The 14,705-nt window shown below is 60.7% G+C and carries 14 protein-coding genes; 3 read left to right on the forward strand and 11 right to left on the reverse strand.

Annotated elements, in window-relative coordinates; all coding sequences use genetic code 11:
* Nucleotides 1-190 precede the first annotated feature (190 nt).
* The 4 genes from Q6E04_RS03400 to Q6E04_RS03415 form a co-directional block, all read right to left on the reverse strand.
* Nucleotides 191-781, reverse strand: a complete 591-nt coding sequence (locus tag Q6E04_RS03400; protein ID WP_303249403.1) for a QueT transporter family protein — start codon at nt 779-781, stop codon at nt 191-193.
* 157 nt (nt 782-938) lie between these two features.
* A complete protein-coding gene (locus Q6E04_RS03405; RefSeq protein ID WP_303249404.1) occupies nt 939-1,694 on the reverse strand; it encodes a hypothetical protein in 756 nt (251 codons plus the stop codon).
* A gap of 181 nt (nt 1,695-1,875) precedes the next feature.
* Nucleotides 1,876-3,483, reverse strand: a complete 1,608-nt coding sequence (locus tag Q6E04_RS03410; protein WP_303249405.1) for a HAMP domain-containing sensor histidine kinase — start codon at nt 3,481-3,483, stop codon at nt 1,876-1,878.
* 47 nt (nt 3,484-3,530) lie between these two features.
* The gene (locus Q6E04_RS03415; protein ID WP_123198330.1) at nt 3,531-4,238 is read right to left on the reverse strand and encodes a response regulator transcription factor; all 708 of its coding nucleotides are present in this window, start codon (nt 4,236-4,238) and stop codon (nt 3,531-3,533) included.
* Nucleotides 4,239-4,574: 336 nt separating this feature from the next.
* Between Q6E04_RS03415 and Q6E04_RS03420 the strand changes: the two genes are divergently transcribed.
* The 3 genes from Q6E04_RS03420 (at nt 4,575) to Q6E04_RS03430 (ending at nt 8,274) form a co-directional block, all read left to right on the forward strand.
* Complete coding sequence (locus Q6E04_RS03420; protein ID WP_303249406.1) at nt 4,575-5,930, forward strand: hypothetical protein; 1,356 nt, start codon at nt 4,575-4,577, stop codon at nt 5,928-5,930.
* A gap of 68 nt (nt 5,931-5,998) precedes the next feature.
* Nucleotides 5,999-6,931, forward strand: a complete 933-nt coding sequence (locus tag Q6E04_RS03425) for a LysR family transcriptional regulator (RefSeq protein ID WP_303249407.1) — start codon at nt 5,999-6,001, stop codon at nt 6,929-6,931.
* Between the two features lie 224 nt (nt 6,932-7,155).
* Entirely contained in the window at nt 7,156-8,274 is a 1,119-nt protein-coding gene (locus tag Q6E04_RS03430; RefSeq protein WP_303249408.1) for a 5-methyltetrahydropteroyltriglutamate--homocysteine S-methyltransferase, read from the forward strand.
* A 281-nt stretch (nt 8,275-8,555) separates the two neighbouring features.
* Here the strand turns inward: Q6E04_RS03430 and Q6E04_RS03435 are convergent, their stop codons facing one another.
* The 7 genes from Q6E04_RS03435 to Q6E04_RS03465 all read right to left on the reverse strand — a co-directional run bounded on the left by Q6E04_RS03435 (nt 8,556) and on the right by Q6E04_RS03465 (nt 14,265).
* Nucleotides 8,556-8,762: a helix-turn-helix transcriptional regulator gene (locus tag Q6E04_RS03435; protein WP_123198334.1), complete on the reverse strand. Its 207-nt coding sequence runs from the start codon at nt 8,760-8,762 to the stop codon at nt 8,556-8,558.
* 7 nt (nt 8,763-8,769) lie between these two features.
* Nucleotides 8,770-9,084 (reverse strand): DUF6442 family protein, encoded by a 315-nt coding sequence (locus Q6E04_RS03440; protein ID WP_303249409.1) that lies wholly within the window; start codon nt 9,082-9,084, stop codon nt 8,770-8,772.
* A 570-nt stretch (nt 9,085-9,654) separates the two neighbouring features.
* On the reverse strand, nt 9,655-10,422 hold the full coding sequence (locus Q6E04_RS03445; RefSeq protein WP_303249410.1) for a GyrI-like domain-containing protein: 768 nt from the start codon (nt 10,420-10,422) through the stop codon (nt 9,655-9,657).
* A 14-nt stretch (nt 10,423-10,436) separates the two neighbouring features.
* Nucleotides 10,437-10,859: an MmcQ/YjbR family DNA-binding protein gene (locus Q6E04_RS03450; RefSeq protein WP_303249411.1), complete on the reverse strand. Its 423-nt coding sequence runs from the start codon at nt 10,857-10,859 to the stop codon at nt 10,437-10,439.
* A 146-nt stretch (nt 10,860-11,005) separates the two neighbouring features.
* Complete coding sequence (locus Q6E04_RS03455) at nt 11,006-11,752, reverse strand: hypothetical protein (RefSeq protein WP_303249412.1); 747 nt, start codon at nt 11,750-11,752, stop codon at nt 11,006-11,008.
* Between the two features lie 140 nt (nt 11,753-11,892).
* Nucleotides 11,893-12,507: a LysR family transcriptional regulator gene (locus Q6E04_RS03460; protein ID WP_303249413.1), complete on the reverse strand. Its 615-nt coding sequence runs from the start codon at nt 12,505-12,507 to the stop codon at nt 11,893-11,895.
* 366 nt (nt 12,508-12,873) lie between these two features.
* On the reverse strand, nt 12,874-14,265 hold the full coding sequence (locus Q6E04_RS03465) for a M18 family aminopeptidase (RefSeq protein ID WP_303249414.1): 1,392 nt from the start codon (nt 14,263-14,265) through the stop codon (nt 12,874-12,876).
* Nucleotides 14,266-14,705: the final 440 nt, after the last annotated feature.

Consider the following 14,705-nt stretch of genomic DNA (forward strand, 5'->3'; position numbering starts at 1 on the left):
GCATCGTCCCTCCCCTGCCGACATCGCACATTCGAGCCCTATTCTACTCTTTTGCGACAAAGCCTGCCGCAAGCGGCCGCGCGCACGCGAGCATGAAAAACGCCCCCTGCGCCGTTGGGACGCGCAGAAGGCGTATATGCATCCGACCGAATGCGAACTATGCTAAGCGGGCCGGCGACCGGCAGAACGGCTAAGCCGAATGTTTGAAGATATTCGCCTTGCGCAGCGCCGAAAGCAGCGGCATGCCGAGCGCATACACCACCACGGCTTCGCCGATTCCCGTAGCCACCAGGCCGAACAGATACATAGCCAGGTAAGCGCCGTCGAGGCTGATCGTAGTGAAGGGAATGGTGTAGAAGCCCAGGCCCTGCAGCAGCAGGGGAAGATATGCGGGCACGATGAGCGCGTTGGCCAACACGGGGCCCAAAAGGGCGATGCCGGGGCGAGAGGCGAACTTGCGGCACCACAACGCGCCGACGAGCGTCGCAGCCGAGCCGAACACCACGTCCAGCAGACCGAGAGCGCCCGTTCCCGAAATGACCATATTGGCGAGGTTGGCCACGATGCAGCCGATCGTCAGGCCCGGCACGGCGGCGGGCGTCAACACAGCCAGCACCACGAGAGCCTCTGAAATCCTGAACTGGACGGGGCCCCAGGCAAGCCCCTGCAAAAGCACGAGGGCGGCAAGCGTGCAGGCGGCGTACACCGCGCCGATCATGCCTGCCTGGGCAACATAGGATGCGCGCGCCGAAGACGCGCCTTTCACGGCGGTTTTCTCCATGAGATTCTCCTTTTCCGCATGCGAAAGAATTCGCACGGGCTATGGGCAACGAATAAACGAACGAGGCACAGGGCCCAACGATGCACCTCGCGACAGCGCAGTATAGCAGAAACCCCGCCGGGCGGCGGGGTTTCGACGGTTCGATTGAATTCGGGACCTATTCGGCAGACTTCTCCGCTTCCTTGGCCTCCTCGGCCTTGGCGGCCTTCTTGGCGGCCTCGCGCTCGGCCTTCAGCTGGGCGATCGGCTTGGAAGCCTCTTCCTTCGCCTTGGCTTCGGCGGCTTCCTTTTCGGCCTGGGCCTTGAGCTCGGCCTCGGAAGGCGCAGGAGCTGCATCTTCTTTCTTCTTGCCGAAGGCGTGGCCGAAGCGCTTCACCTGCTTGGCCTCTTTCTTCGCCTTGCGGGCATCCTCTTTCTCCTGGGCGACCTGGTTGGCGGCGTTGGTGGCCATGTGCTGCTTCACTTCTTTGGGATGCTTCTTCATCATTTCCATCTGATACGCGCGGCGAACCTTGCGAATCTTGGAGAAGTCGAGCCACAGGGCGCCGATAATGCAGCCGTAGGCGGGGATGATGCACATCCACGTGGCCCAGACGTTGTCGGGCATGAAGTTGGGCATGATCATGCCCAGCACCGTAAGCACGATAGCGCTGATCAGCAGCACCCACCAGATGCGGCGGAGCTTCTTGTACTCGTCGGTAGGCGGATTGTAGAACATGCGGTCGAGCTCGGCGCGCTTGGCGCGCTCGGCCTTCTTAATGGCCTTCTTCTCCTGAGGAGTGTGGCCGGCAGGGCGCACATACACGCTTGCGGCGGCCTTGGCCTTCGGCTTGGCGGCGGAGGCGGATTTCTTGGTCTGGCCCTTGGGCTGTTCGCTTTGATAGCGCTCGTTCATCGGATTACGCTGAGACACTTGGCTTCGTTCCTTTCGATACGCGGATGCGCAGAATTTCCGTAAAGTGAAATAATGCCAAAGCCCAGGCCCTGCCGCAAGCGGCAAAGCGCTGCCGTTTCAACGCCGTTACGTCGCAAAAGACGAAAAGCGGGGCCGCATCCGCGAACCCCGCCTCGATGCGCGCCGCATAGGACGCGCGCTATTTCTTCGTTTTCAGCTTGCGCATGCTGCCCGTCTTGCTGGCGTTTTTGTCCTTGGGCTCCTTCTTTTCCTTCATGGCCTTGATGCGCTCATAATCATACAAGGGGATGTGGATGGTGAAGCAGGCGCCTTCGCCCTTCTTGCCTTCCACCTGCACCCAGCCGCCGTGGCGGTCGACGATTTCCTTCACGACGGCCAAGCCCACGCCCAGGCCGCCGCTCTGACGCTCGCGGCTTTCCTCGGCGCGCCAGAACCTGTTGAACACCATCTTGCACTCTTCGGGCGACAGGCCTATGCCCGTATCGCGCACGGCGATCGACGCCATGATGTCGCCCTTGCGCACGATGACCGACACCTTGCCGGGCGAAGGCGTGTAACGCACCGCGTTCGAAATCAAATTGGCCGTAGCTTGACGGATCATGTCGCGGTCGCCATACACCATGACTTCGTCTTCGGCGTCGAATTCGAGCGAAAGGCCGGCATCGCGCACGAACGCCTCATGCGACATGACTAGCGGGCGGATGAGCTCGCCCACATTGATGACCTCTTCGTTCATGGGCGTCGATCGGCTTTCCAGGCGCGACAGGCGCAACAGGGCATCGACTAGACGGCTCAGACGCTGGACCTCGGCGTTCACCGTGCCCAGACGCTCGGCGTCGGGTTCGAACACGCCGTCGACGATCGCTTCGACGGTCGACTGGATGGCCATCAGCGGCGTGCGCAGCTCATGAGCCACGTCCATAGTCAGGCGGCGCTCGAGCTGCTGATTCTTCTCGACGCTTTCGGCCATGGCGTCGAACGTCTTGCCCAGCTCGGCTATCTCATCGTTGCCTTCGAGGTTCGTACGCGCCGACAGGTCGCCCTCTTTGATGGCGGCGGCGGTGCGCGTCATGCGGTTGATGGGGTTGACCAGGCCGCGCGCAAACAAGAAACCGATGCACGAGGCCAGGATGGCCGACAGGACGGCCGCGAACGCCATAGCTTGATAGCTTTGATTGCGGAACGTCTGGTCGGCCTTGGAAAGCAGCACCTCGGAACCGTACACCCACATATGGACCGAGCCTACCGTCTTTCCGTCCGACAGCACGATCGACGACGTTGCAAGCTTGTCGTTGCCGTCGGGGGCGAACGATGCGTCGGCCGTGATATCGCGGTCGTTGCCGTCGGAATTCCTGCGTCCGTTAGGCAGCGACGAATCGTAGACCACCTGTCCGCCCTGCGCCGACGTGACCTGGATGCCCATGCCCGGCTGCAGCATATGGGCCGATTGCGCGGGCTGCACATCGTCCATGCCGATCGCCGGATATGAGAAATCGTTCGATTTGCGCGCCTCGTCGAGCGCTGCGGCATGATTCGATTCGTAACGAGACGCCACGCTTTCGGCCGTGGCGTCGGCCAGCTCCTGCACGTTTTCGCGCGTATAAGCCTGGAAATGCTGTTCCCACACATACGAAAGAACGCCCATGGCCACGATGACGGTCATCATGGCCACGAGCGCGAACGTCACGGTGACGCGTGTGGTATAGGAATATTCGAAAAGGCGATCGTGGATCCGCGAGAAAACCCCCTTGCGGTCCTTGGTCGAAGTGTCGCCCGGTGATGCCATGGCACACGCCACCTTTCTAAGCCGCTACGGAAGGTTCACGGCGGCCGCTAGCTTACTTTCGTGGGATCCTCGAAGCGGTAGCCCACGCCGTGCACGGTGTGCAGCCACTTGGGATTGCGCGGGTTGTCGCCGATCTTGGCGCGCAGGTTCTTGACGTGCGAGTCGATCGTGCGCTCGTAGCCTTCGAAATCGTAGCCGAGCACCTTTTCGACCAGCTCCATGCGCGAGTACACGCGGCCGGGGTAGCGGGACAAAGTGGTGAGCAGCTTGAATTCGCTGGCGGTCAGGTCCACTTCCTCGTCGTTGACGAGCACCTTGTGGCCGGACACGTCGATGGTCAGCTCGCCGAACTCGAGCACCTCGCGCTGGGGCTCGGAATCGGCATGCACGCGACGCAGAAGAGCGCGCACGCGGGCGACCAGCTCACGAGGGCTGAAGGGCTTGACCAGATAGTCGTCGGCGCCCAGCTCGAGGCCGATGATGCGATCCTCGACTTCGCCCTTGGCGGTCAGCATGATGATAGGCACATCGGAGTTGTCGCGAATGGCGCGGCAGACGCGCTCGCCCGGCACGCGGGGGAGCATAAGGTCGAGAACCACCAGGTCGAAATGATGCTTCCCGAATTCTTCGAGGGCCTCCTGGCCGTCGCCGACGGCGGTGACCCAGTAATTTTCACGCTCGAGATAGGCCGCCACGGCGTCGCGGATGGCCTTCTCGTCTTCGACCAGCAGAATACGGCGAGTTTCGTTGCTCATGATTGGACTCCTCCAATTCTCGGGGGGTTGATACCCTCGCGCGAACGCCACGTTTCGCGCGGGCCCGGTTTGCGTTTATTGTAACGATTCAAAGCGCGGCCCATGTCACCTCTGGTGAAAATGACACAATAAGCTTCTATGGCTCAAAGAAAACCTACACCACGCCGAACGACCTCATCACGGCCCTCGCGTCCCCAGCATGCACAGCCGAGCAGGTCGCCCCAGGCCCGACGCAGCACGCGGGCCTCTGTCGGTGTTTCCGCAAGTCGGGCGACGAAGAGCAACCGAAGCGCCCATACTACGCGCGCGCACGGGAGAACTCCCCGCAGCGCCGAAATGCCGACGCTGGCGAAGGGCGCCTCGAGCGCAGCGTTTCGCGCCAGCCACGCCGCCACCGCACGCGCGGCCGCGGCCTATAAGCCCAAGGCCCGACGCGTCGCAAGCCCGCTCGACAGCCAGGTGCGCATTCCCCTGCCCGAAGGCGAACGAACCCTTACGCGCCGCCAGCTGCTCATCGGAGCGGCGGGCCTGGGCGCGCTGCTCGCCGTAGGCGCCGGGGCCCAGGCGATCACGAAATCGAAAGAAGCGGCCAACGCCGTCGAAACCCTCGAGGTTCCCGCCGACGCCGTGACGCTGCTGAGCAGCGACGCGTATTCCGCCGTCGAAGGCGACGCGCCGCTTGCCGCCGCAGGCGAATACAAGCTCCCCTACGGCACGCTGGTCTGGGCGAATTGCGACTCCTACGCAGCATGCCTGCTGCCCACCGAGGGGTCAACGCCGCTCACGCAGGCGGGCATCATCACATTGGCGGACGGCACCGTGAACACGGTGCTGCCTCAGCCCGCAAGCGAAGAGCGCGGCTTCGATATCTACGATGCGCGCTGCGACGAACGCGGCATGGTCTGGGTGGAGGCGAACTGCCTCACCGGCGAATGGCGAATCTACCAGGCAACGCATTCCGGCACGTCGATCGGTTCCCCCGTGCTGGCCGAATCGGGTACGGCCGATTACGACGTGCCCTTCATCGCCGCCGCAGGCGGTCGGGCGTTTTGGCAAGTAATGCCCGACAGCGCGGGCTCTGCAGCAAGTGAGGCGTCGCTGCTCAAATCGGCGGCTTTCGGCTCGTCGGACGTGCGCGAAGACTGGCGCTCCAACGGCCGCATGGGCACGCCGATCTATTCCACGGGCGACGGCGTGGTCATCACGCCGCGCGTCGACGCGACGGGCGTGTACTACCGGCTCACGCTGATCGACGCCGCAAGCGGCCAGGCCGAAGATTCCATGACGCTTCCCGCCGGCATGAAGCCGCTCGAAGCGGGTTATGTCAACGGACGCTTCACGTTCTCGTTCGACGCGGGCTATTCCCAGCAAAAGGGCCTTTCGAGCATCGGCACCTATGCGCCCGTCGACAAAGGCGGCGCCAGCGGCGCGCAATGGTTCTGCTTCGACCGCAATCCCACCGCAGCGCCCGCATGGACGGGGTCGTACTTCATCGTCAAATCGACGCGCACGGTCAGCGGCGTCGACCTCGCATCGGGCACGTATTTCTCGCTGTCCTGCCCTAACGGATGCGACGACTACGGCGACTACCTTGCCAGCAGCGGCACGGTGAATACCCTGGTCACCTACGTGGCCATGCCCGCCGCGGGCGAAACCGAGGCGCATACGCTCCTGCGCGTCTGGAAAGCGTAGGCCGCACGCCGCCTCAGAAGCCGGCGCCGCCGTGCGCCTTCGCGAACCCATATCGAAAAGGACACGCCGTGAAGCTTCAACAGCTCAAGTACCTGGTCGCCGTAGCGGAATGCGGCGGCATCACCGAAGCCGCACGGCGGCTGTTCGTGTCGCAGCCGAGCATCACCGCATCGATTCGCGACCTCGAGCGCGAAATGGGCGTCACCGTGTTCGATCGCACCAGCAAAGGCGTGACCGTCACCGACGAAGGCCAGACCTTTCTCGGCTACGTCCGCCAGGTGCTCGAACAGGCGGACCTGCTCGAAGAGCGCTACAAGAACAACGCGAAACCCTCGCCGCGCTTCGCCGTGTCATGCCAGCATTACTCGTTCGCGGTGAACGCGTTCGTCGACGTCATCCGCGTCTTCGACGCGTCGCATTACGATTTCACGATCCGCGAGGAGCAGACGCACGAAATCATCGAAGACGTGGCCCGCATGAAAAGCGAGCTGGGCGTGATCTATCTGAGCGACCGCAACCGCGAGGTGATCGGCAAGATGCTGCGCGCCGAAGAATTGGAATTCAAGCCGCTGTTCATCGCCGCGCCGCACGTGTTCATCTGCTCGTCGCACCCGCTGGCGGGCCGCGCCTCGGTCACTTTCGACGACCTGGACGACTACCCGTACCTGTCCTACGAGCAAGGCGACTTCAATTCGTTCTACTTCTCGGAAGAACCCGCATCGACGCTCGACCGCCGCAAAAACATCCGCGTGCGCGACCGCGCGACGCTGTTCAACCTGCTCATCGGCCTGAATGGCTACACGGTGTGCTCGGGCGTGATCAGCCATGAACTCAATGGCGAAAACATCATCGCGCTGCCGCTCGAAGCGGACGAGCATATGGAAATCGGCGTGGTCACCCGCAAGGGAACCACGCTTTCGCGCTACGGCAAAGCATATCTCGAAGCACTTCGAAGCCATGTTCCAGGCGCTGCGGCCGGCCTTGGCGGCGACGACGAATAAGGGACCTTCGACAGCGATGCGGACAATTCGGGCTTAGGCTTTTCACTCCCCTTAGAACCCTTGCGTCATCTGCGGTGCAGTCATAGCACCTGCCCCTTTACATCCCTCCCTCATAGGAAATACCTATGGAGAAGCCGCATCTTCTTGTATTTCTCAATCGCAAACGCAAGCGTCATACTCCTCGGCGTCGAACATTCCACGCACATCAAACGAGAGGACCCGCCATGACCCAGCTTGCACCCAACCGCTACGACGTCGTCGGCAGCTTCCTGCGCCCCGAACGCCTCAAAAGAGCCCGTGCCCAGCACGCCGCCGGCGTCATCGACGATGCCGCGCTGACTGCGATCGAAGACAAATGCATCACGGAATTGATCGAGAAGGAGAAGGCCGCGGGGTTGCGCTTCATCACCGACGGCGAGTTCCGACGCGGATACTGGCACCTCGACTTCATGTGGGGATTCGGCGGCATCGAGCATGTCGAGCTCGATCGCGGCTACCAGTTCGTCGGCGAAGAGACCACGAAGGGTTCGGCCATCCTGACGGGCAGGATCACCGGCAGCGGCCATCCGTTCATCGAGCATTTCAAGTTCGTGCAGCAGTTCGAAGACGAGAACCATACCGCCAAGCAAACCGTCCCCGCGCCCGCCCAGCTTCTGCTCGAGCTGTACCGCAACGAAGCCGCCGTCGAGCGCGTGCGCGCCATCTACCCCGACGAGGATGAGCTTTTCGCAGATATCGCCGCGGCGTATCGCACCTTCATCGAAGAAATCTACGAGGCGGGCTGCCGCAATCTGCAGTTCGACGACTGCACCTGGGGCATCCTGGTCGACGACCGCTACTGGAAAGACCGTCGCGGCGACGATTTCTCCGAAACCACCGAAGCCGAAAAGTACCTGCGCCTGAACAACCTGGTGCTGGAAAGCAAGCCCGAGGGCATGGTGATCAACACGCACGTATGCCGCGGCAACTACCACTCCACCTACGCCAGCAGCGGCCCGTATGACATCATCGCGCCGTTCCTGTTCTCGCGCGAGCATACGGACGCGTTCTACCTTGAGTTCGACGACGAACGCTCCGGCAGCTTCGAGCCGCTGAAATACGTTCCCGAAGGCAAGAAGGTCGTCTTGGGCCTGATTACCACGAAGCGCCCCGAGCTGGAAGACCGCGACGCCGTAATCGCCCGCATCCACGAGGCCGCCCAAATCGTGCCGCTTGAAAACCTTTGCCTGTCGCCGCAGTGCGGTTTCGCAAGCTGCGAGATCGGCAACAAGCTCACCGAAGACGAGCAATGGGCCAAGGTGGCACTGGTCAAAAGCATCGCCGAAGAAGTCTGGGGCTGCTAGACCTGGGCTTGCAAACAGGGGCCGCATCGGATTCGTAGGATACGGCCCCTGTTGCATATCGGGTCAGCGCATGCGAACACGTAAACCCGACTTTCTTTCCCGCTCTTGTCAACTTGCGCGAAATGTTTCACGTGAAACACCTGGCTTCGCCATCTGTCAACCTCTTTCTGACATGGCGTACGAATGGTCCGATCGTCCGCATCCACGTCTATGCCAATCGAATACCCTGGCCCAGAAAGGGAGGTTCGTCGTCAAAAGAAAAGAGACCGCTTCGGATACCCTTAAAAATAGAATAGCTCTTCGAATTTTTTGTCGAGCGCAATGCAAAGAATGAGCGCGAGTTTCGCCGTGGGGCTGAATTGCCCCGTTTCGATAGAGCTAATCGTATTTCGAGACACTCCCGTCAACTCAGCAAGCTGCGCCTGCGAAAGGCCACGCTGATTGCGCGCCTCTCTCAAGGAATTCTTCAGAATCAACGATTCCTTCATAGTCGCATCAACCCACAATCGCGTAGGCGCACAGCCATCCAAACGCAATAACGCTATATAGAACAGTCACCAGAAGCGTCCATCCCGACTTGCCCTTGCGCCATTTATAGGCACTCGCAGCAGCAAGATACACAAAAAGGATAGCGAGCAAATCGTACGGATTCCCTCCCTTAAAAAACATTCGAATAAGGAAAACGGAAACGACTGCCGCCGCCATAGCGATCATACCCCAGGTTCCTGCCTCGTCGGCCATCCTGCGTTCACGCTCATCCCAACGCCGATTTTCCAGGCGGCTTTTAGCGAGAATTTCTTCCCTGTCCATGACAGCCTCCAATCATGCCAAGTTTTATTGTCATTACAAGTATAAGAATGACAATAAAACTTGGCAAGCGGTCGCTTCAAACAAAAGCGGCCGCAACACAAGGCACTACAACAGTCTGTCGAGCCGGTCGGGCAATTCGTCTTTTTAAGGCAAGTTTGCCAGGTCGGCTCGACATCTGGCTCTCATGCACCACGGTTGTTGTAACCAACCATACGACGGACGATTTCATATACGAATGTGAGCTCTCCCCACTCGAAAATCTATCCGGCCCCTCCAGAAAACTATCCTCACGCCAGATCGCTACCGCATGAGAATTACGAAAAAGGACCCATGCATCGTCAGCTTCATCGACTGCTTACTCGAAAAGGGTGAACGGCAGGCCAGGCGCATAACGGGTCGTAAAGACAATAGGCCACCAGCCACGAATCTGAAGCCTCTGATGCGGATGGCCCCTTCGCATCGAGAGGCGATCGAGGCGATTGCCATCGGGATGAACAGTCTGGAGCACGATATCTACATGGCCCAATCGCTACGTGAATCGCAATCCTGATACAGAAAGGAGCAGACGAGCTACATGCCGCGGACGGGATGACGAAGGACCGTCTTGAGATTTTCGGGCTTCGTGCGACGTGGATCGCCCAGATAGATTTCATGATGCAGGCGCATTGACGGCGCGCCGCCGTCCACGTCGAACGCAGCCAGCGCGGCGGCAGCATCGAACGAACCCTGCGCCGAATGCCCCCAGGGCGATTCCCCTCCGGCGGCCATATCGCACAGCAATCCTTCTTCTTGCACGTAGGCCGTCAGCTTCGCAACGGTAGCGGGCTCACTATCGTACGAACCTCGATGCATGATTTGGACGCATGGACCCTCGGCAAAACGAATCAGGCGCGGAACCCCTTCCGCGCGGACGCCGCAAGCCGCCTTGCATGCGTCGGCCAACGCGGGCTTCTTCTTCGCCAGCTCGGCACACGCCCACGCAAACGTCTCAGACGTCACGAAGTCGGGCTGACGAATAAGCGACACCCATGAAAGCGCTCGCTTATCGACGATCGAGGCGCCGTCGAATGCACCCGCACCCGCCCACCATAAGCCTTCAAGCGGCGGCACGACATAATCGAAATACCCCTCAGGCTGCCATGGGCCCATCTTCGACATTTTCACCGTATACGAAAGTCCGTAAAGCAGCTCGACCGCCTTCGCGTAGGCACCGTCGGGCTCATTCGGATCGCCCGCTCCGGCGACGGCGAAAAACGTCATGGACGGAACATCGACGAAAGCCGGCTCGGTCTTAGGTGCGTAAAGACCTTTGTCTTCCTTCTTGAAATCGAATGGCATCGCAACCTCCCGCGTCATCTCTGGTTAACTTCGACAGCAGAAAAAACATCATCGGATTTCGAGGCGATTTCGCGCTGCAACTTCTTGGTAAGCCTGGAAAACACCAACCCATACGAGTGGTCGCACAGCTCCATGAGCAAACTGTCGGACACGTCAGCATCGAGGTCGATCGATATCCAATTGCGTTTATCCATGTAAAACCCTGGATAAACGGCATGAGGGAGCTCCGAACGCAGGGCTTCAGCCCATGCAGGATCGCATTTCAGCGTCAAAAGATGACGCCCTCTATACGGCTCCTTATGCTCAGGACCAACCGTGAATTCAGCAGCGAACATCTTGCCGCCTACCAGGTAACGCCACCACTCCCATTCGGCTTTGAAATCCTTTTCGGCGCTGGGCTTGGCGCATAAATACGCATCGACTTCCGAAGTCTTCATCGAATCCTCCTGACAACATGACGCGCCCATCCTACAAAAGAAAACTGGACAACGCATGGCCTGTTTCGAAATGAAGAGAGTCCCTACGCCAGAAAAGAAACGGCCAAGCAACAGCCGACGCAGGCGCGGGGCCGTAGGCGCAGCCACTAAAGAGACGTTGCCGACACGAGCGTTTCAGTGCGTGGATAAAACACGATGCGAATCCCATCTCCCACGGTGGATGTCGCGAAAAACTCTATTTCGTCGCCATCGATCGACGCCAGCTCTATGCGATGCAATGCCGACCCCTCAACGCCACCTTGGACCGCCACGAAATCGACCTCCGTCACTTCGCCCGAAAAGCCTCCTTTTCGGGCATCGCCGCTGCGCCTCGCCGCATCCACTTCGACAATAGACGCCTCGATGTCCCGCGGTCCTGCCGCCACATCGATCGCCAAACATGAAAAACGTACGGCCCCGAACGTAAGCGCGGCGCAGGCAAGCATCGCGACGAACACGACGATCACGTCGCTTATCACGCGCCCCCGCAACAACACGACATCGCAGCGAGCCCCGAATCGCGCACGAAACGCACGCCACACGAACACGACCCAAGCGATCGTCGCTACAACAACCCCCGCAACAAGCGCCATACGAACAGCGCCATAGGGAAGCAAGCTGGAAATCGCAATTCCAAGCGCCCACACTCCGACAACGCCCGCCACTTCCAAAGCCGCGCACAACAACACGGAGCGTTCGGCCCTAATGGCCTCTTTGTGAGAAAATTCCAATCGTTGATTACGGTCCTTGACCCACACATCGCGCAAAACCGACCCCGCCAAAACAGCGCAGATGCCGCCGAGAAGCAAAGCCGCCAGAATCATCGACGCAGCGCTCGCAGCGTACGTAACCAATCCTGCCGCGCCGACGCGCGAGGACGCGCGGGAATAAAGAATGCATGCAGCGGCGCATACCGCCACTATCCCTGCCGCAAAACGTGTTTTACGCGAAACGCTCGACTTCGCCATCTATCGCCCCCCGCATCGTACGGCGTCTATTCCTGCGGCGAAACATTCTCAAGAAGCGCTGCGAAGCGAGCTGCGGCCGAAGACGGGCGCTGCGGGAGAAGCGCCACCGACGAGAGGCCCTCAACGACGAAGGCCTCGACACGGCAGACGCCGCCCCACAGTTTCTCGCATGCGGCCGCCGACACGTCAGACACCTCGACGATGTCGACGCTGCCGCCCAGATTGGAGACCACCCCCAGGTCGTCATCGTAGATATCGCCGATCGGCACCAATTCCAGATGCAGCGAAGAATCGGCCTCGTGAATGCGGGGCCATGCGGCGAGCATCACATGCGCGGGGCACGCCGCCGAAATCCCCAAACGCACCGTCGTGCCGCCGAACGTCTCCTGCTCGCGAGCGCGGCGCAGCACGTCTTCGGACATGCGCATGATCGCACGCGCGTCTTCGACGACCGATGCACCGGCGGGCGTGAGAAACACGCCGCGACGCGTTCGGCTGAACAATTCGATGCCGTATTCGTCTTCGAACGTTTCGATGCGTTTAGCAAGGGCGGGAGTCGATACGCCGAGCTGCTTCGCGGCTTTCGAGAAGCTGCCGCAATCCGCCGCCGCAACGACGGAATCGAGTCTTCGATCGTACACTCCGCCCTCCCTTCTTTTCTCCGCAGTTTTCCACAGTGTATTAACTAATTGTTAATAACTTTTTCCCCTTTTTATCAATAATCAGGGGATAACCTCGCTTGAGTGTTTTGTTTTAGTTAACACTAAAAAAGATACTTTTGTCCGGAGGGAAATCGTCATAAATGTCCTGGAAATGTAAAACGGCCGGATAAATGCATAAAAAACGGGCCCTCGCACAGTGCGAAGGCCCGATTCATGCATCAGCCGCTCTTCAGTTGTTCGGTGGAAATGGGGAAAACTTTTCAAGGCCGCGACGACGCCTGGGGAAAACGTGACGAAAACCCGCGGCGCGCGAAGCTTAAGACGGCGGCCCCGGCAGCGTTACCCCTATCCGATCGTCAGCGCATCCGCTCCGTCGATGCGCATATCGGCCGCGAAAAACGCCTGGATCGCGCGGATGCCGTTCAGCACGTCGCGCATACCCATGGTCTCGAACGACGAATGCATCGCCAGCTGCGGCAAGCCCACATCGATGGCATGCATGCTCGCCTGGATGTTCGACAGGTTGCCCAGCGTGGAGCCGCCCGCGGTGTCGCTGCGGTTAGCGAACGACTGCAGCGCGACGCCCGCATCGGCGCACACGGCCGCGAACGCCGCGCGGCTGAACGCATCGGTGCAGTAATGCTGATTGGCCGCCTCTTTCACCACGATGCCGCCGTTGAGCACGACCCTGTTGGCCTCGTCGTATTTCTCGGGGTGGTTCGGATGCACCGCATGGGCGTTATCGCAGCTCACCAGCATCGACTTCGCTAGCGCGCGACGGTAGTCCTCGTCGGAGCCGCCCAACGCGCCGCAGACGCGCGTCAGCACGTCGGGCAAGAATGTCGACATGGCGCCCTGCTTGGTGTTCGAGCCCACTTCCTCATTGTCGAAGCAGCACCACGCCGAAACCGCGCCCTCGTCGCCTTCGGCGCGCAAAAACGCCTCGAGCGACACGTACGCGCACGCCAGGTCATCGAGTTTCGGCGCCGAGAGGAATTCGCCCGCCGCTCCCCAGATGCAAGGCTTCTGGCGGCTGACCAAGAACAGGTCGCGCGCCAGCACCTGGCCGGCCGCCACGCCCGCTTCTTCGGCCACGAGAGCGTCGAAGGCTCCGCGCTCGAGGTCGCCCGCCGAGAACAGCGGACACAGGTCGACCTGCCTGTTAGGAGCGAATCCCGCATTCACGCCGCGATCGAGATGCACGGCCACGCTGGGAATGAGCAGCAGGTCGCGGTCGGGAGCGATCAGCCTGCTCTCGATGCGGGCGCCGTCGCGCACCAGCACGCGGCCCGCCACGGTGAGCGGGCGGTCGAACCAGGTGTGGTCAATCATGCCGCCGTACGCTTCCACGTTCAGACGCAACGATCCGCCCGCGCCTTCCAGCTCGGGCACCGCCTTCACCTTGAACGTCGGCGAATCGGAATGCGAGGCCGCCAGCTTGAAGTGGAAATCGTCAGCCGACGGGCGTGCCGCCGCGCCCGCACGAAACGCGATGACGCTCGAGTTGTTGCGCACCGTGTAATAGCCGCGACCGGGCTCCACCTGCCAGGCATCGCCTTCGCGAAGATAGACGAAGCCCGCCTCGTCGAGCCTGCGCCGCGCCGACGCCGCGGCATGGAACATGCTCGGACTTTCTTCGATGAACCCGATCAGGCCCTGGGCCGCCTCGGCGTAGCAGACGGAATCGCAACCCGCCCCATATCGCTTTTCGGCCACCTGTTCCGTCTTGTTCGCCATTCCTGCTCCTTCGGTCATCTGCGGCACCTCGCCTTTCATGCATTCAACAATCTTTGTCGGTGCCCATGGTATACGAAAGACCCGCGAGAGTTTTGGCCTCGCCCCCAAACAAGCATGCTCCCGCGGCGGCGGACCGAACCTCAAATGAGCGCTTTCTTGCCACATGAGAAAAAACTCGATTTGTGGGTCGTCGCCTATTTTTCTCGACGCATCCGTCGGCCTCGGGAAAGGAGATAATGCAAACCCCTGTTTAGATGATGCACGTCTACGATAAGAAAGCCATCCCTCGTCCCCCAGCCCCACAAACAGGCGTTTTCTTGCCGGTCGTGGGCAGGAAAGGCTCGATTTGCGGAATTCAACGAGATGCGGCCAGCGCGATAGGCGGGAGCAGCCCGATGTATCGCGCGATGCCATACAAATCTGACACACTGCCCAAGCAA

It is taken from the genome of uncultured Slackia sp. (assembly GCF_959608125.1).
GTDB lineage: Bacteria > Actinomycetota > Coriobacteriia > Coriobacteriales > Eggerthellaceae > Slackia.